General features: G+C 44.3%; 15 protein-coding genes. 12 read left to right on the top strand and 3 right to left on the bottom strand.

All coding sequences use genetic code 11. The annotated features are described in order from the left end of the window. Positions 1–178: 178 nt before the first annotated feature. Complete coding sequence (locus IQO02_RS15035) at positions 179–1,204, bottom strand: AraC family transcriptional regulator (protein WP_016792860.1); 1,026 nt, start codon at positions 1,202–1,204, stop codon at positions 179–181. Positions 1,205–1,593: 389 nt separating this feature from the next. Here IQO02_RS15035 and IQO02_RS15030 point away from each other — a divergent pair, with 389 nt between their 5' ends. Beyond that, complete coding sequence (locus IQO02_RS15030; protein ID WP_016792861.1) at positions 1,594–3,195, top strand: long-chain-fatty-acid--CoA ligase; 1,602 nt, start codon at positions 1,594–1,596, stop codon at positions 3,193–3,195. Continuing rightward, positions 3,188–4,837 carry a GMC family oxidoreductase gene (locus IQO02_RS15025; RefSeq protein WP_016787646.1) on the top strand — a complete coding sequence of 550 codons (1,650 nt, stop codon included), beginning with the start codon at positions 3,188–3,190 and terminating at the stop codon, positions 4,835–4,837. Before IQO02_RS15030 ends, IQO02_RS15025 begins: the two co-directional genes overlap by 8 nt. Before the next feature lie 129 nt (positions 4,838–4,966). On the opposite strand, the gene trxC is transcribed toward IQO02_RS15025, so the two are convergent. Beyond that, entirely contained in the window at positions 4,967–5,401 is a 435-nt protein-coding gene (gene trxC / locus IQO02_RS15020; RefSeq protein ID WP_016787647.1) for a thioredoxin TrxC, read from the bottom strand. Positions 5,402–5,523: 122 nt separating this feature from the next. On the opposite strand from trxC, the gene IQO02_RS15015 reads away from it, so the two are divergent. From IQO02_RS15015 to IQO02_RS14995, 5 genes are all read left to right on the top strand, one after another. Further along, a complete protein-coding gene (locus IQO02_RS15015) occupies positions 5,524–6,621 on the top strand; it encodes a ketoacyl-ACP synthase III (protein ID WP_016785269.1) in 1,098 nt (365 codons plus the stop codon). Positions 6,622–6,653: 32 nt separating this feature from the next. Next, on the top strand, positions 6,654–7,118 hold the full coding sequence (locus IQO02_RS15010) for a GNAT family N-acetyltransferase (RefSeq protein WP_016785268.1): 465 nt from the start codon (positions 6,654–6,656) through the stop codon (positions 7,116–7,118). 109 nt (positions 7,119–7,227) lie between these two features. Further along, positions 7,228–8,460: a glycosyltransferase gene (locus IQO02_RS15005; RefSeq protein WP_016792863.1), complete on the top strand. Its 1,233-nt coding sequence runs from the start codon at positions 7,228–7,230 to the stop codon at positions 8,458–8,460. Between the two features lie 209 nt (positions 8,461–8,669). Beyond that, positions 8,670–9,131, top strand: a complete 462-nt coding sequence (locus IQO02_RS15000) for a YeeE/YedE family protein (RefSeq protein WP_010429747.1) — start codon at positions 8,670–8,672, stop codon at positions 9,129–9,131. Next, on the top strand, positions 9,131–9,562 hold the full coding sequence (locus IQO02_RS14995) for a YeeE/YedE family protein (protein ID WP_010429745.1): 432 nt from the start codon (positions 9,131–9,133) through the stop codon (positions 9,560–9,562). The genes IQO02_RS15000 and IQO02_RS14995 overlap by 1 nt, the downstream gene beginning before the upstream one ends. 163 nt (positions 9,563–9,725) lie before the next feature. Here the strand turns inward: IQO02_RS14995 and IQO02_RS14990 are convergent, their stop codons facing one another. Beyond that, positions 9,726–10,601 carry an endonuclease/exonuclease/phosphatase family protein gene (locus IQO02_RS14990; RefSeq protein WP_010429742.1) on the bottom strand — a complete coding sequence of 292 codons (876 nt, stop codon included), beginning with the start codon at positions 10,599–10,601 and terminating at the stop codon, positions 9,726–9,728. A gap of 303 nt (positions 10,602–10,904) precedes the next feature. On the opposite strand from IQO02_RS14990, the gene nrdD reads away from it, so the two are divergent. The 5 genes from nrdD (at position 10,905) to IQO02_RS14965 (ending at position 17,713) form a co-directional block, all read left to right on the top strand. Next, a complete protein-coding gene (gene nrdD / locus IQO02_RS14985; protein ID WP_102282417.1) occupies positions 10,905–13,025 on the top strand; it encodes an anaerobic ribonucleoside-triphosphate reductase in 2,121 nt (706 codons plus the stop codon). A 174-nt stretch (positions 13,026–13,199) separates the two neighbouring features. Beyond that, positions 13,200–13,667: an anaerobic ribonucleoside-triphosphate reductase-activating protein gene (gene nrdG / locus IQO02_RS14980; protein WP_010429735.1), complete on the top strand. Its 468-nt coding sequence runs from the start codon at positions 13,200–13,202 to the stop codon at positions 13,665–13,667. Between the two features lie 265 nt (positions 13,668–13,932). Continuing rightward, entirely contained in the window at positions 13,933–15,117 is a 1,185-nt protein-coding gene (locus IQO02_RS14975) for an amino acid aminotransferase (protein ID WP_010429732.1), read from the top strand. Between the two features lie 11 nt (positions 15,118–15,128). Beyond that, positions 15,129–15,815, top strand: coding sequence for a RimK/LysX family protein (locus tag IQO02_RS14970; RefSeq protein WP_010429729.1), 687 nt, complete (start codon positions 15,129–15,131; stop codon positions 15,813–15,815). Positions 15,816–16,105: 290 nt separating this feature from the next. After that, complete coding sequence (locus IQO02_RS14965) at positions 16,106–17,713, top strand: ABC-F family ATPase (RefSeq protein ID WP_010429727.1); 1,608 nt, start codon at positions 16,106–16,108, stop codon at positions 17,711–17,713. The last annotated feature ends 213 nt before the right edge of the window (positions 17,714–17,926 follow it).

Here is a 17,926-nt window from a genome sequence, read left to right as displayed (position 1 = left end):
AAGATAAAAGAAATTTATCGTGTTTGCTGGCTAAAATACCGTTGTGATATTTCATGTTTTCGCGATATTTTCTGCGGTTAAATAGCCGATAAAGCGTTGTTCAAACGACTATTTAATTTGAAAGACGGAGAGAGGTTCGTTGTATTCATCAGATTTTAATTTAGGGCGTTTAATCGTGTTAGACCACTTCTTTTCGGTATTGTCTGGGCGAGCTTCCACTCCACTTACGAAAGGCATGTCGAAAGTTAGCGCTGTCTGAAAACCCAACGCGCTCAGATATCTCTTCCATGCTCATTTGAGTTGAAGAAAGGTAGTGTCGAGAAAGGTGAAAACGAACGTGGTCAAGTATCTTCTGGTAACTCGTATCGACGGCTTTGAGGTGCCGGCGTAGCGTTCGAGAAGACATCCCCAATTCTGATGAAATAGATTCTATCGAAGGGTAACATCCAGGTCTCTCTAGTAGCATTTGAGAGACTTTTTCTTTTAGGCTGGTGGACGCACTTACTTTTGCCAACATGTCGTCACACGATTTCAGACACATCTGCAGCGTGATGGTATTGGCGGTAGGAAGAGGCGAGTACAAACTTGTTGCATCAAACTGCCATTCAAGGCGATCACTATTGAATTCAACTGGGCAACGGAAAATCTCTGTGTAGAGGTCGCCGTATTCTGGCTTAGGGTAAGGGAAGCGGATCACTTGAGATGGGAATGGTTGTTGCAGTACTTCTTCACACAGGCTTTGAATTGCGGTGAACCAATATTCGCAACAAAATGGCAGCAGCGAGTCCAAGTCGATCAGCTGCTCGGCTCTAAAGTATCCAACGTTATCTTCTACTGACATCGTTTTTCTAAGTACAGGGCCAGCAAGCTGCAGATATTTAAATCCAATCAGCAAAGCATCTAACAGCGTTTCACTACTGAATACTGCATAACCTAGAACACCAAAGTCGCTAAACCGTGCCTGTTGGCCGACTCTTAACCCTAAACCGCCTTTATCAGTGTTCGCCAATGCGTTACTGAACACCGCCAATTTTTGCGCCAAGGTAATGTGGGTGTCTGGCGTGTTGAGTTGCAGAGCATCAATGTTACTGCCTTCCAATAATGCTTCGATATTGAGGGCGGGTGACATATAGCGATGCAGTAATTGAAGATCAAGAATACCGAATGCTTGCATATCGGGTTCGTAGACTGCGGTGTATTCCATAAGCTGCCTCTTGTTGAATATCGTTATCTTAACCGAACTTTTTACATTTACGCCTGTTGCTTGTTCTCACTTTCCCAAGCTTGTTCAAACTTTTGGTTTATGTTTGCAAGGTTTTACAAGGCCTTATAGATACGTGTCCGAATATCACCGGTTTTTGTCTTTTTGAAACCTGTTCGAAATGTTATCAAAATGTTGTAATTTAGTGGGCTGAACATTGGATCGTCACAAACATTTTGCTCAATAACTACTGTTTTGCTCAATAAATATTCTTACCTACATGACACACCAATGTGCAGGCTCTGATAGCAATAAAGACAAAGCTTATTACAACGATTAAAACGGCTAAGGCGAATCTGACCGTTAGGTTTAGCCGAATAAGGAGATCATGGATGCACAATCTTGCTGTTAACTTGGAGCGCAGCGCTTCGCTTTTCCCAAATAAAGTCGCACTGCGAATGGGGACGGAAGAAGTCAGCTTTTCTCAGTTGGAACAACTTTCTGGAAACGTCGCCGCTAATTTAAAGAGGCTGGGGCTCAAGAAAGGCGATAAGGTCGCGTTGTCGTGTCCGAATGTCACGTATTTCCCGATTGCCTATTATGGGATTCTGAAAGCAGGCTGCGTCGTGGTGCCTTTGAACGTGTTATTTAAAGCAAGAGAGATCGCTTACCACCTTAATGACTCGGATGCGAAAGCCTATTTATGCTTTGAGGGTAGTGAAGAGCTGCCCATCGGTCGCTATGGCTTACAAGGTTTCGAACAGGCAAACCATTGTGAACACTTTGTCGAGATGCCCATCCCAACCGGCGCAGACACGACTTCAGTAAGAAACGAGCAGCATGAATCAATCGCTGACTGGTTAGAACAACCTTTGATTCCTTTTGAGTCTATGGCTTGCCATGGTGATGATACCGCTGTGATTCTTTATACGTCAGGTACGACAGGTCAGCCAAAAGGAGCAGAGCTTTCCCACACCAACATGCAAACTAATGCGATGTCGTCACAGTATCTCATGCGACTGGAGTACAGCGACACCACAATGGCCACGCTTCCTCTGTTCCATAGCTTCGGCCAGACAGTGATGATGAATGCGAGTGTGTTAACGGGGTCGACCATGGTGTTGATTCCGCGTTTCGAACCTTCACTGGTGATCGATCAGATCATTAACCATAAAGTAAGCGTATTTGCGGGTGTTCCTACTATGTATATTGCGCTTCTAAAAGCGGGAGAAAAGTCCTCTAGTAGTTTAGAAATAACCAAACGATCTGAACAGGTTAAACATAGCTTAAGGCTTGGTGTGTCTGGTGGTGCGTCTATGCCTCTTGAGGTTATCCGACAATTTGAATCCCGATTCGAACTTCCGGTATTGGAAGGTTATGGTCTGTCTGAAACTGCGCCAGTTGCGACCTTTAACCATATTGATGGTGACCGCTTGTCTGGCAGTGTGGGTCAACCCTTGTGTGGTCACCTTATTAAGATTACAGACATCCAAGGTAACTCAGTCGCCATGGGCGAATTGGGCGAAGTCTGCATCAAGAGTCCAAGTGTGATGAAAGGCTATTATCAAAAGCCAGAAGCCACGTCAGAAGCCATCAGAGACGGTTGGTTCCTAACGGGAGATATCGGACGCACCGATGAGCACGGCAATTTATTCATTGTCGATCGCGTTAAAGACATGATCATCCGTGGTGGTTACAACGTGTATCCGCGTGAAATCGAAGAAGTATTGATGTGTCATCCCGATGTCGAAATGGTCGCGGTGGTGGGTGAACATCATGATCGTCTAGGCGAAGAAATTCATGCCCATGTTGTGCTTCATGAACATACACAACCTGATAGCAAGGCGCTGATAGCTTGGTGTCGTGAGCAATTAGCGGATTACAAATACCCTCGTAAGGTGTTTATTCGTAAAGCGCTACCAATGACGGCGACAGGCAAGATTTTGAAGCGAGAGTTACACCCACTAGAAATAGCGGAGGCAACCAATGGATAGTTATGATTTTATTATTGTTGGCGGTGGTTCTGCGGGTTGTGTCATGGCTTCGCGGCTGTCTGAAGACCCGAATATCACGGTTTGCTTATTAGAAGCGGGTGGTAAAGACAGCAGCCCGTTCATTCATACTCCGGTTGGCGTGGTGGCAATGATGCCAACCAAACTCAACAACTGGGCTTTTGAAACCGTTGAACAACCGGGTTTGAATGGTCGTAAAGGTTACCAACCGAGAGGTAAGACACTGGGCGGTTCTAGCTCTATCAATGCCATGATGTATGCTCGTGGGCACCGTTACGACTATGACACATGGGAAAGCTTGGGTAACACTGGCTGGAATTATGAATCGTGTTTGCCTTACTTTAAGAAAGCGGAAAATAACGAAGTTCACCAAGATGAGTACCATGGCCAAGGTGGTCCTTTGAATGTGGCGAACCTTCGATCGCCAAGCCCGATGTTGGAACGTTATTTAACGGCGTGTGAATCGATAGGTGTGCGTCGCAATGAGGATATTAACGGCGCTGCTCAGTTTGGGGCGATGCCGACGCAGGTAACACAGCTAAATGGCGAACGATGTAGTGCTGCCAAGGCTTACTTAACGCCAAACCTTTCACGATCGAATCTCACGGTCGTTACTAAAGCCACCACACATAAGGTCTTGTTTGAAGGCAAGAATGCGGTCGGCGTTGAATATGGCTCTAACGGGCAGCGTTATGAAATCCAATGCAGCAAAGAAGTGATTCTATCCGCTGGTGCCTTTGGTTCCCCCCAATTGCTGTTACTGTCGGGTGTCGGCGCTAAAGGTGAACTAGAGACGCATGGCATCGAACAGGTTCATGAATTGTCTGGAGTGGGTAAGAACCTTCAAGACCATATCGACTTAGTCCATTCGTACAAATGCAGTGAAAAGCGTGAAACTTTTGGTATCTCGCTGCAAATGGCCTCTGAAATGAGCAAAGCTTTACCGTTATGGCACAAAGAGCGCCGCGGTAAGATGAGCAGCAATTTTGCAGAAGGGATAGGCTTTCTTTGTTCCGAAGATCATATCGCCGTGCCAGATTTAGAGTTTGTATTTGTGGTCGCTGTGGTTGATGACCATGCTCGAAAAATACATACCAGTCATGGATTTACGTCTCATGTCACCTTGCTACGACCGAAAAGTATAGGCACGGTAACGCTCAATAGTAGTGATCCCTATGATCCGCCTAAGATCGACCCTGCATTTTTCAGTCACCCTGAAGACATGGACGTGATGATTAAAGGCTGGAAGAAGCAGTATCAAATGCTAGAGAGCTCGGCGTTCGATGATATCCGTGGCAATGCTTTTTATCCGGTCGATGCCAATGATGACAAGGCTATTGAGCAAGATATTCGAAATCGTGCGGATACTCAGTATCACCCAGTCGGAACCTGCAAAATGGGAACCGATGATGATTCTCTGGCCGTGGTAGATAACAATCTTAAAGTCTATGGATTGGATAACTTAAGAGTCATTGATGCTTCTGTGATGCCAACATTAGTGGGGGCGAATACCAATGCACCAACCATTATGATTGCCGAAAAAATAGCAGATCAGATCAAAGAACAGTATGGGTTTAGCAAGCAACAAGACAATGAACAGGCAGAAGACGAGATGGTTGTATAATTAACAGAAACAGATATAACTGATTGTTTTACAGTAGGTTAGGGAGTCTTATTTTCGCAAGGCTCTCTAACCTATTTTTTGGCGCTTTCTTCAAGCACAAGCTAAATTAAAAGCGATATAAATACGGGTCTATTTGGCCAGAGCTTGATTAAGCCATTGATCAAATTGGCCTTTTGGTAACGCACCGTTAATCGTATCGACACGTTTACCGTCTTTAAACACCATCACCGTGGGAATACTTCTGATTTGGTACATCGCGGCAAGTTGTTGCTGAGCTTCAGTATCAATCTTAACGAATCGAACATCTCCCGAACGCTCTTTTGCGACGTCACTGAACACTGGCGCAAAGCCCACACATGGGTTGCACCATGTCGCCCAGAAATCGACAACCACAGGCTGTGAACTGTTCAAGATAGATTGGAAATTAAGTGACGTTCCCTCGATAGGAGCGCCATCGAGCAATGCTGTTTTGCATTTACCACAAGTTGGGCTTTCTGAAATTCTTTCTGAAGGAACGCGGTTTACGCCATTACAAGAAGGGCATCGTGTGTTGAATGTAGACATAACTTTCTCTTTTTATTGTAACTCCGTTGCTAACGCGATTTACGAATCACGCACGGAGCGCTTATACTGTTTAAAACTAGAATACGATACTTAAATAAAAACAAACAATAAACAGGTAAATGATGACAAAATTTTACGCCGAAATTACTGGCTGGGGAAAGTGTCTGCCACCAGCCGTGCTGTCCAATGATGATCTAAGCACTTTCATTGATACGTCTGACGAGTGGATTCGAACTCGAACTGGTATCGAAAACCGTCGTATCAGTCATGTAAATACCTCTGAACTCGCGACTGTTGCAGCGAAACATGCAATGGCGTGTGCTGGCCTAACCGCTGAAGATATCGATCTTGTTATCATCGCGACGTGCAGCCCAGATTCTCTTATTCCAAATACTGCGTCGAAGGTTCAACAGAACCTAGGCATTAAAAGTGCAGCGGCTTTCGACCTTAACGCAGCGTGTACTGGCTTCATTTACGGTGTTGAAACCGCGACTCGACTGATTCAAGCGGGTAACTACCGCAATGCTATCGTTGTCGGTGCTGAGCGTCTGTCATTCTTCATCGACTGGACCAAGCGTGATACTGCAGTTCTGTTCGGTGATGGCGCTGGTGCAGTGGTTCTATCTCGCACTGAAGAGCAAGTTGGCTTACAAGAAGCTCAGATCGGTTGTGATGCTGAAGGCCGTGATATTCTAGCGGTACCAAAATTCGGTACTTCTATGGACCGCTTTGCGGCTGATAACGGCTACTGGGACTTTGATTTCGTTGGTAAAGAGATCTTTAAACGTGCAGTGAAAGGCATGGGCGCAGCGGCACACACAGTATTGAGCCGCACAGGTATCTCAACCGACAACATTGACGTTGTTATTCCGCACCAAGCGAACATCCGAATCATTCAAACTCTGTGTGATATGGCGGGTATCGATCGCGAGAAAGCGTTTGTTAATATCCAAAACTACGGCAACACATCCGCAGCGACTGTGCCAATCGCATTGTGTGAATCGCTAGAACAAGGTTTCGTTAAGCCTAACGACAACATTCTTGTTGCGGCATTTGGAGCGGGTTTAACGTGGGGTGCTGGCCATATTAAATGGGGTAGCCGTGTTGAACCACTAGGTCAATCAGATGCTAAGCTTCCAGAAGCCGACAAATCTGCGTTAGAGCTTTTAGAAAGAGCCATTTTACACTGTAAAACACACCCGAATTCAGCGAGCGAATAACGCTGATGGATACAGTAACCAAAGTACGTCTTATGACTAAAGCCGACCTAGATGGGGCGGCTTTAGTCCACCAAGCAACGTTTGTTCGACAACAGAACTCAAAAGATTGGTTACAATGTAACTTAAATGCCGCGCCACGCTTTCTTAACTTTGTTGCAGAGAGTGAAGGTGAGATCGTGGGTTACATCATCTGGGTTCAGAAGAGTGGGTTTAGACCTGAAGCTGTATTAGAGTTAGAACAACTTGCGGTATTACCAAGCGCACAGGGTAAAGGATTGGGCAAAAAGCTGATTCTAGATTCCCTGCCGCAGGTAAAACAGCATTTGGCGGAGCAAGGCTCAACACTAAAGCATGTTTTAGTGACCACCAGAGCGGATAACTTTGCGCTGAAGCTGTATCAGTCGACATTGGGAGCAGAGGTCGAAACCACGATTTCAAACCTGTACTCTGCTGACGAAGTGCTTATGATAGCTCGCAATGTGGGTGAGCGGATCTGATCGCTGAGTTCTTAGAACCAATTATAATCAGCGGTACAAACCGACCGTCATCGATAAACGTTTAATTAGGGACTAATCTAGTCCCTTTTGTTATTTCTTAGGAAGTGTTTTGAAGAAAGTTTTAGCAATTGGCTACGTTTGGCCTGAACCGAATTCATCGGCGGCTGGCAGCCATATGATGTCACTTTTACGATTGTTCAAGAGACAAGGTTGGTCAGTTGAATTTGCAACGCCAGCTCAAGAAACCGAGCACATGATTGATCTCTCTGAAGAGGACATCACAAGCCAATCTATACAGTTGAATTGCGATAGCTTTGACCAGTACATCGAAGAGCTGCAACCCGATGTCGTGATGTTTGACCGTTTCATGATGGAAGAGCAGTTTGGTTGGCGCGTGGAAAAGGTATGCCCGAATGCCTTTAAGTTACTGGATACGGAAGATTTACAGTTCTTACGTAATGCTCGACACGAAGCGGTTAAGAAAGAGACTGAACTGACCAAAGCGCATTTGTACAGTGACTTAGCGAAACGTGAAATTGCTGCGATTCTGCGTTGTGATCTTTCGTTGATCATTTCTAGCTACGAGATGGAACTGCTTCAAGCTGAGTTCAATATCGATCCAAAACTGCTTCATCACTTGCCGTTCATGGTTGATCTCAACACTCTACCTGAAAGCACGAAAAGCTTTGAAGAACGTAAGCATTTCATGACGATAGGTAACTTTAGACACGCACCGAACTGGGATGCCGTACTTCAGTTACAGAAGATTTGGCCGAAGATTCGCAAGCAGTTGCCAGACACTGAACTTCATATTTATGGATCTTACCCGCCACCGAAAGCGACGGCTTTGCATAACCCTAAAACCGGCTTCCATATCAAAGGTTGGGCGAAAGACGCTCAAGAAGTGATGGAGCAGGCTCGTGTGTGTGTTGCACCTTTACGATTTGGCGCAGGCATTAAAGGCAAGTTACTTGATGCGATGAAGCTACAGACTCCGAACGTGACCAGTGAAATCGGCAGCGAAGGCATGTTGCCACAAGGAGAACTGCAATGGCCAGGTGCGGTTGCTGATGATGTCGACGAATTTGTTGAAGCTGCAGTTGCCCTTTATAAAGATGAAGAGAAGTGGCTTAAGGCACAGAGCCGATGTCATTCAATCCTTGAAGCGCACTACGAGCAGAATAAACTGGGCGACACATTGATTGAGCGATTGATTGCGTTAGAGTCGGATCTTGAATCTCATCGACTGGATAACTTCTTTGGTTCGATGCTCAAACACCACAGCATGGCGAGCACGAAGTATATGTCCCAGTGGATAGCTGAAAAGAACAAGACTAAGTAGCTTACATAATACAACCAATACAACCGAATTAAATCATAAGCCCTTAGGTTAACGCCTAGGGGCTTTTTTCATGCAGGGCGCTTGTTAATTCCAGACTTACAAAACGACACATACTCGCAGTATATTAGCATTGACTAATTTATATTTATTAGTAAACTCTAATTTATAGGTTGTTATGAGTTTATGATGTTTGTGGATAGGAGAGGTTTGTGCTTAGTTTGATTCCTTGGGATGCTTTTTTCGGCGGCATGTTGTTAGGCGTGTCGGCCATTGTTTTAATGTTGGGGATTGGTCGAGTTGCTGGCATTAGTGGCATTGTCAGCCGATTATTGCCAACTGGCACCAGCAACAAAGAACGTAAAGATGCGGATACAGCAAACACCGAAAAACACTGGCGTATCGCCTTTGTTGTGGGAATGGTCGCAAGTGGTTGGCTATTAATTCCGACGGGCTACCAACTTCCGCAGTTAGAAGAGATGAATCTCGCTTTAGTGATTATTGCTGGCCTTCTGGTGGGCTTTGGTACTAAAACAGCGAACGGTTGTACTAGCGGGCATGGCATTGTCGGAATGGCTCGTTTATCTAAACGTTCTATTGTTGCGACCTGTGTATTTATGGGTGTGGCAATCGTAACCGTGTTTATCAAGAATCTGACTGGCTTGGGGGCATAATGAAAAACGCTTCATTTACTATCGTTATCGGTTTGGTCGCAGGTATTCTTTTTGGCTCTGGCATGATCATCTCAGGGATGGCTGATCCTGAGAAGGTACTCGGCTTCTTAGACATTACCGGTAACTGGGACATTAGTTTGGCATTCGTCATGGGTGGCGCGCTATTGGTCTTTGCACCGTTTTATCATCTGGTCATTAAAAAGCGCGCTAAAGCCATCAATGGCGAGCCGTTAGATAGCCGTAACAATCCGTTGATAGACAGAAAGCTGATTCTTGGATCTACAGCGTTTGGCTTAGGCTGGGGGATTGCAGGCTTTTGCCCAGGCCCTGCGGTAACCAGCCTAAGTGGCGGCAACCCGACGGTGTGGGTGTTTATGATAAGCATGCTGGTGGGAATGTGGCTGGCGGATCGTATGAACAAAACCTGTTAGTAGCAAGCTTATAGCTGATTACATTGGCTTTGACGTTATCCGTTCTGAGCTGACCAAGCATAGAGGTTGACTCGCTTTCAGCACGAAAGTCATTCAGCCTCTTTCTATATTTACTGTTTCTATTATTTTCAGTTATCTACAATCTGCTGTTATCTAAAATCTACTATTTAATAGTCGTTGAAACTGGGCAGTGGTCACTGAGTTTGTAGTCCAGCACATCTTGCGTTTCAAATACCTTTTGTTTCGCAGGAGAAGCATTCAAGGACTTGCTCACCACAATATGATCAATCACTGAACGAAACTGATGTGTACGGTGATTATTGCGGTTTGAGCGTACCTTACAATCTGCTCGAGTTTTTCGTGTTGCCAACTGAGCATCGGTATTTTGCGTCATATCTTTCCACATCCAATCTCTTGAATAGGAGAGGTTATGGTTAAAGTCGCCCAGAATCGCGTAGTCTTCGCCTTTACGTTCTCTTTGCTGTATCCACTTATTCAGTTGTTGAGCTTGGTCTTTGAGCCTTGAACAGTCGCGGTTAGACTTATACGCGCCGCTGCAACCCGCCTTTAAATGCACTGACAACATATGAATTGGTTTTGAATCCGTTTCCACAACCATATAACTGGCAAACCTAAGCTTGCTGTTAGCACTCGTTTCCAGAGGAAAGTCAGCGTAGTCAGTGAGAGCGATTTCTTTACGAACCGCGAAGCCCGTATATTGGTTCACTTCTTTGAATTGTCGGTTACTGTTTTTGGGCAATGAACGATCAGACATCAAGATTTTGTATTGATCGCCAGCGATGCGTTGAATGGCATTGATGTCATCGACTTCCTGAAAGGCGACTACATCCGCATCTAAGGATTGAAAGTATTCTTCAAGTTTGTCGAAATCAGATTGATCGCGTTGGGCAGAAAACTTATTCACAGCCTCGTTGGTTGATAACCATTCGATATTCCAACTGGATATGGTCAAAGGTTCAGCAAATGTCTGGCTACTGAGTAAGCAAGCTAACATTATCCACTTTTGAAGTCGTTTCATCCCAAATATCCCTAATTTTGGTGTCCAATATAGTTGAGCCGTTATCCTACAACACTTACCAAAAATTCAACTCTTTTTAGCAGTTTTTTTATTGTTGCATTGTTTCTTTTCGACTTGAGAACTCACGTAATAATATTGGATTTATCTTGTTCAGCGTGCGCGTTTTATTGATCCAAATCAATACTCAAAGTTGGTGGTTCTCGTTAAATACGCCACAATATCTAGTGTTAGTTAAACGATAAATCGCTCTATATAGTGTGTTTGTGGATAAGTCTGTGAATACCTCAAGAGTAAGGAGAAGTGGTGAAATCAATCGTAATCAAGCGTGATGGCTCAAGAGCTCCATTCAGTAGAGATCGTATCCAAGCTGCAGTGGAAGCAGCATCAGACAAAGCCGATAAGGAAATTGCTATTTATGCTCTGAATGTGGCATTAGCAGTTGAGTTGAAGCTCGAAGACTACGATGAAGTTCATATTTCTGAAATTCAGACTTTGGTCGAGAATGAGCTAATGCAGGGACCGTATAAGTCTCTGGCTCGTGCCTACATTGAATATCGTCATGACCGTGACATCGCACGTGAAAAGCAAAGCGCTTTAACGCGTGAGATCGAAGGCTTGATCGAAGAAAGCAATGTTGATCTGATCAATGAGAATGCCAACAAAGACGGTAAAGTAATCCCTACTCAGCGAGATTTGCTGGCGGGTATCGTGGCTAAACACTATGCAAAAACTCACATTTTGCCGCGTGACATCGTACAAGCTCACGAGTGTGGTGACATTCATTACCACGATCTAGACTACGCACCGTTCTTCCCAATGTTTAACTGTATGCTTATCGATCTGAAAGGCATGTTAACGCATGGCTTCAAGATGGGTAACGCGGAAATCGACACGCCTAAGTCTATTTCTACGGCAACAGCGGTAACAGCGCAGATCATCGCGCAAGTGGCGAGCCACATCTACGGCGGTACTACGATTAACCGTATCGATGAGGTTTTAGAGCCTTACGTAATGGCGAGCTACGAGAAGCATTTATCTCTAGCGAAAGAGTGGGACATTCATAGCCCAGAAGCTTTTGCTATCTCTCGTACAGAGAAAGAGTGTTACGACGCGTTCCAATCTCTGGAGTACGAAGTAAACACGCTGCACACAGCTAACGGTCAAACACCATTCGTAACATTTGGTTTTGGTCTAGGCGAAAGCTGGGGTTCAAAACTTATCCAGCAATCTATCTTGAAAAACCGCATTGCAGGTTTGGGTAAGAACCGCAAAACAGCCGTGTTCCCTAAACTGGTGTTTGCGATTAAAGATGGTTTGAATCACCAGAAGCAAGATCCAAACTACGACATCAAGCAATTAGCGCTTGAGTGTGCGTCTAAGCGTATGTATCCAGACATTCTTAACTACGACAAAGTAGTAGAAGTGACAGGGTCATTTAAAACGCCTATGGGTTGCCGTAGCTTCTTGAATACTTACGAAGAAAACGGTGAGTTGATTCATGAAGGACGTAACAACTTAGGTGTAGTTAGCTTGAACTTGCCACGTATCGCGATTAACGCGAAGCAAGATATGGCTAAGTTCTATGAGCTGCTTGATGAAAAACTGAAGCTGGCTCGTCGTGCTCTAGAAACTCGTATTTCTCGTCTAGAAAACGTGAAAGCGCGTGTTGCTCCAATCCTATATATGGAAGGAGCATGTGGCGTTCGTTTGAAAGCAGACGACTCCATTGCTGACATTTTCAAGAACGGCCGTGCGTCAGTTTCTCTTGGTTACATTGGTATCCACGAAGCAATGACCGCACTTTACGGCACAGATATTCACCTGTATGACGATGGCGAAATGCGTGCTAAAGCGCTTGAGCTAGTGGAGTACATGAAGCGTGAAGTGGAATCTTGGACAAAAGAGACAGGTTACGCGTTCAGCCTATATGGCACACCAAGTGAAAACCTATGCAGCCGTTTCTGCAGCATCGATACCAAAGAGTTTGGTGTGATTGATGGCGTAACAGACCGTGGTTACTACACAAACAGCTTCCACTTAGACGTACAGAAGAAAGTGAACCCATACGACAAGATCGATTTCGAGATGCCTTATCCTGAAATCTCTAGTGGTGGTTTTATCTGTTACGGCGAATTCCCGAACATGCAGAAGAACATCGAAGCGCTAGAAAACGTATGGGATTACAGCTACACACGTGTTCCTTACTACGGCACCAACACGCCGATTGATGAATGTTACGAGTGTGGATATAACGGAGAGTTTGACTGTACAAGTAAGGGCTTTACGTGTCCTAAGTGTGGCAACCATGACTCAACCAAAGTATCCGTAACACGCCGTGTATGTGGTTACCTTGGTAGCCCAGATGCACGACCGTTTAACTTCGGTAAGCAAGAAGAAGTTAAACGCCGCGTGAAGCACCTTTGATCTAACAAAGGATCCTAGTTAAGGTCTGCGATCTTTAGCTCGCTCACTTAGAAGAGCTACGGTTCAAGAAATAAGATTGGTATCGGCTTCATGTCGGTACCAATTCTTTCGTTTCAGTTCTTACAGCACTGCACTTTAACCTATTAAGTAATAACGAGTTTTCAATACTGTCTTATGAATTATCATCAATATCATCCAATCGACGTTGTAAATGGTCCAGGAACACGCTGCACGTTGTTTGTGTCGGGTTGTGTGCACCAGTGTCGCGGGTGTTATAACCAATCGACGCAAAGGTTAGACTCTGGGCATTTGTTCACTCAAGAACTGCAAGACCAAATTATCGCAGATCTCCAGGATCCGCGAATTAAACGTCGCGGGTTATCGCTTTCTGGTGGTGATCCTATGCATCCTGCAAACGTGTCTGAAGTACTGAAGCTTGTTCAGCGTGTGAAAGCGGAGTGCGAAGGTAAAGACATCTGGATGTGGACTGGCTATGAACTCGATGAGCTTGATGATAAGCAGAAGCAAGTATTGGAATACGTTGATACCTTGATTGACGGTCGCTTTGAACAAGATAAAGCAGACCCAATGTTAGATTGGCGTGGTAGTTCAAACCAAATTATTCATCGGTTCCGACTCTAGTAGACTTTCGTTAGTTAACGTCAACCTACATTAGTGCAAATTAGTAGCCTTAGCTTCTCTGTTGAGGCTTTTTTATTTTATGACGTTCTAAATTTGTAAATTGATTGAATATTGAACTATATGGAATAGGGAATATTAGATTGCACCAGTCTCAACTAGAGTTATCTCCTAAAAATCAAAACTTTGATGAATTTCTGTTTCTTAAATTGTAAATAAAATGATAACTTGGAGGCCATTACTTGAATTTCAAAGGGTTGTGACTTTCATGTTTTCACATCTACCAAAACCAACTTTAGATCCAATTTTATCTCTTTCTGTCGCTTACCGTGGCGACCCTCGTACTGACAAAGTCGATTTAGGTATTGGCGTTTACAAAAACGACCAAGGCGAAACACCTATCATGAAAGCCGTTTCTATGGCTCAAGATATTGTTGTCGAGACTCAGAAAACCAAAGCTTACGTTGGCCTAGCAGGCTGTGAAGAGTTCAACCAGAGCATGGTTGATCTTTTGCTTAAAGGGACTTCTGCAATGGGTCGTGTTGCTGCGATTCAAACACCAGGTGCAAGTGGTGCACTTCGTATGTTGGGAGACTTAATGAAAGTTTCTCAACCTGACACGACAGTTTGGATTTCAAACCCAAGCTACGTTAACCACAAACCGGTCATGGAAGCGGCTGGCTTGAAAGTTCGCTACTACAATTACTTCAGTCCTCAAACCAAGCAAGTTGATACTGCAAAAATGCTAGAAGACCTATCGAAAGCGGGCCCTTCAGACGTAGTATTGCTGCACGGTTGCTGCCATAACCCAACGGGTGCTGACATCGATTTTGAAGCGTGGCAGGAAATTACTAAGTTATCGCAGAAAAATGGTTTCTTACCGTTTGTTGATATCGCTTACCAGGGATTCGGTGATGGCCTAGAAGAAGATGCAAAAGGTCTTCAGCATATGGCTAACAATGTTGAAGAAATGCTTATCACGACATCTTGCTCGAAAAACTTCGGTTTGTACCGTGAAAGAACAGGTGCTGCGATCGTTATTGGTAAGAACAGCGAACACGTTGGTAACGCAAAAGGTAAACTTCTAACTCTGGCCCGTTCAACTTACACTATGCCGCCAGATCATGGTGCGGCTCTAGTGAAAACAATTCTTCAGAATCAAGAGCTAACAACGATTTGGAAGCAAGAGTTAAGTGAAATGCAACAGCGTTTGTTAAATCTGCGCCAAAGTTTATGCGATGAATTGCGAAATACTTATAACACGTCACAATTTGATTTCATTGAAAGCCATAAAGGTATGTTTACTGTACTAGGCTTTAAAGAAACTCAAATGAATCAATTACGTGAAGAATATGGAATCTACGGTGTTGGTGATGGACGCATCAATATTGCAGGTCTTTCTGAATCTCATATTCCTTATGTAGCGAAAGCGATAGCCAACGTTTCAAAATAGAAGGTGACTGAATGTATAATTGGAAAGCGATTGTAACTCTAATGCTAAGTGGTGGCCTTTTTGCTTGCTCCACGACGACTCAAGTTCCTGTCGAACCAGAGCAAAAGCCTCAAATAGAACAACCTGTTGTGGATGACTCTTCAAAGACTGACGCAACTGAAGGTGAGAAGGTCACGGAACCTACAGAGAAGCCTGAAGAAGTAAAACCAACCGAACCAGAGAAAAAGCCAGTACCGGTTGAGAAACCAGTAGAAAAAGCAACGAAGACAAGCGATGGCAAACTGATTCTTGGAGAAGAAGAATGGGTGTTTGTTCCGGGCTTGAAAGAAGCGTTTAAAGCACGTGTAGATACGGGTGCAACAACATCATCAATCAGTGCGGTTGATATTGTTGATTTTGAACGTGACGGAAAAGATTGGGTTAAGTTCAAGATTGAACATGACGGCATCACAACCGAAGAGATCAGTTTACCAGTAGAACGCTGGGTTAAGATCAAGCAATCAAGCGCTGAAGGTACACAACGACGTGCCGTTGTTGTGGCTGCGATTCAAATCGGTGATCTAAAAGACAAAACCGAGTTTACATTAGCAGACCGAACGCATCTTGCTTTCCCACTTCTGTTGGGTAGAAGCTTCTTTAGAGACGTTGCGGTTGTCGATGTAGGACAAAAATACGTTCAGAAAAAAATAACTAAATAGCGTTAAGCGGTTTTAGTTAAAACGAGATCTGACACTTTTACTTTTGATAAATCGAATCCCTGCTAATGGAATTAGTGGGGATTTTTTCTTTTTATGGCCGAATAACCGACGAAATGCATTTAATTGTGCATTGTTCGCTATCCGTTCACTGTTTAACCTCGACAATGTGATCCTGATCTCTATATAATCCGCGCTTCGTTTTATGTTTAATCCATACTTTCGTACTTCTTATTTAGGCGCGTTAGTCCGTCTAATAATTATCTGTCAGTACACGCTTAGGAATTAGTTCTTTGATATCTACCGCGAACATCACAATGCAATTTGGCGCAGAGCCGCTGTTTGAAAACATCTCTGCTAAATTTGGTAACGGCAACCGCTATGGTTTGATCGGCGCTAATGGTTGCGGCAAATCAACGTTCATGAAAATCCTAAGTGGTGCGTTAACGCCAAGCTCGGGCAATGTTTCTATCACTCCAGGGGAAAAACTGGGTGTTCTAAGCCAAGATCAGTTCGCATTCGAACAATACAGCGTTATCGACGTTGTGATCATGGGTGACAGAAAACTGTGGGAAGTAAAACAAGAACGTGATCGCATTTACTCTTTGCCTGAAATGAGCGAAGACGATGGTATGAAAGTCGCGGAACTTGAAAGTGAGTTCGCGGAAATGGATGGCTACACAGCCGAAAGCCGTGCCGGTGACATTCTAATCCAAGCGGGTATCGAAGAAGAGTTCCATTTCGGCTTAATGCAGCAAGTTGCACCGGGTTGGAAACTACGTGTTCTATTAGCACAAGCATTGTTTGCAAACCCAGACATCCTGCTTCTTGATGAACCAACCAATAACTTGGACATCCACACGATCAACTGGCTTGCTGAAGAGCTAAATCAGCGTAAGTGTACAATGATCATCATTTCGCACGATAGACACTTTCTGAACTCTGTTTGTACGCATATGGCGGATATCGATTACGGTGAGCTACGTGTTTATCCTGGTAATTACGAGTACTTCCTAGAGGCGTCGGGTTTGATTCGTGACCAACTTCTAGCAAGTAACGCGAAGAAAGCAGCTGAGATTAGCGAACTTCAAGATTTCGTTAACCGTTTTGGCGCGAACGCATCTAAAGCGAAACAAGCCAGTTCTCGTGCTAAGAAAATGGACAAAATCACGCTTGATGAAGTGAAATCGTCAAGTCGTATGAGCCCATCAATTGATTTTGGTGAAGGTAAGAAGTTACACCGTCAAGCGCTTGAGATTCAAGACCTTGGCCATGGTTTCGATGGTGAAACTCTGTTTACTGGTGGTAACTTATTACTTGAAGCGGGTACTCGTCTTGCGGTTATCGGTGAGAATGGCGTTGGTAAAACCACATTGCTGAAATGTTTAGTTCAAGAGCTTGAGCAAAACCAAGGTATCGTTAAATGGTCTGAAAATGCGTCTGTAGGTTATTGCCCACAAGACAGCACAGCTGACTTTGATAACGATTTGAGCATTTTCGATTGGATCTCACAGTGGCGTACTGTGAAACATGATGACCTAATGGTACGTGGTATTCTTGGTCGCTTGCTGTTTACCGCTGATGATGCGAACAAAAAGGCTCGTAACTGTTCCGGTGGTGAGAAGAACCGTTTGTTATTCGGCAAGCTAATGATGCAAGACATTAACGTACTTGTGATGGACGAACCAACCAACCACATGGACATGGAAGCGATCCAAGCGCTGAACGATGCACTAAAGGTTTACACTGGCACGCTGATTTTCGTCAGTCATGACCGTGAGTTTGTTTCGTCGTTGGCGACACACATTATTGACGTGAAAGACCAGCAACTGATTAGCTTCCAAGGAACTTACGAAGAGTACTTAGATCATCAGAAAAAGATGCTGATGGTTGCTCTGTAGAAGCAAATTGCTCGCTAAGTGTTAACACAGCTAATAGCGAGCGATAATTGAAAGTAATAAAAAGCCCCGAGCATGATTATGCTCGGGGCTTTTTTAATTCGAAGTTGTTACGTATTACTTCTCAAAGTACCAAATTGCTTATCAACGACAGCTACTTATCAACGAGACCTACTTATGGATGGATTATCTCTGAGGTGTAGATTTAAGTAAATG

It is taken from the genome of Vibrio sp. OPT24 (assembly GCF_015163545.1).
Lineage (GTDB): Bacteria > Pseudomonadota > Gammaproteobacteria > Enterobacterales > Vibrionaceae > Vibrio > Vibrio cyclitrophicus.
The sequence above is the reverse complement of the archived record's forward strand: the minus strand, read 5'-3'. Positions and strand labels throughout refer to the sequence as shown.

Excerpts from the sequence above, each read along its gene's own strand:
- IQO02_RS15010 (WP_016785268.1), top strand. The coding sequence starts at position 6,654 with ATGACTAAAGCCGACCTAGATGGGGCGGCTTTAGTCCACCAAGCAACG.
- nrdG (WP_010429735.1), top strand. The coding sequence starts at position 13,200 with ATGAATTATCATCAATATCATCCAATCGACGTTGTAAATGGTCCAGGA.
- IQO02_RS15035 (WP_016792860.1), bottom strand. The coding sequence starts at position 1,204 with ATGGAATACACCGCAGTCTACGAACCCGATATGCAAGCATTCGGTATT.
- IQO02_RS14970 (WP_010429729.1), top strand. The coding sequence starts at position 15,129 with ATGTATAATTGGAAAGCGATTGTAACTCTAATGCTAAGTGGTGGCCTT.
- IQO02_RS15030 (WP_016792861.1), top strand. The coding sequence starts at position 1,594 with ATGCACAATCTTGCTGTTAACTTGGAGCGCAGCGCTTCGCTTTTCCCA.
- IQO02_RS14975 (WP_010429732.1), top strand. The coding sequence starts at position 13,933 with ATGTTTTCACATCTACCAAAACCAACTTTAGATCCAATTTTATCTCTT.
- IQO02_RS14995 (WP_010429745.1), top strand. The coding sequence starts at position 9,131 with ATGAAAAACGCTTCATTTACTATCGTTATCGGTTTGGTCGCAGGTATT.
- trxC (WP_016787647.1), bottom strand. The coding sequence starts at position 5,401 with ATGTCTACATTCAACACACGATGCCCTTCTTGTAATGGCGTAAACCGC.
- IQO02_RS14990 (WP_010429742.1), bottom strand. The coding sequence starts at position 10,601 with ATGAAACGACTTCAAAAGTGGATAATGTTAGCTTGCTTACTCAGTAGC.
- IQO02_RS15015 (WP_016785269.1), top strand. The coding sequence starts at position 5,524 with ATGACAAAATTTTACGCCGAAATTACTGGCTGGGGAAAGTGTCTGCCA.
- IQO02_RS15025 (WP_016787646.1), top strand. The coding sequence starts at position 3,188 with ATGGATAGTTATGATTTTATTATTGTTGGCGGTGGTTCTGCGGGTTGT.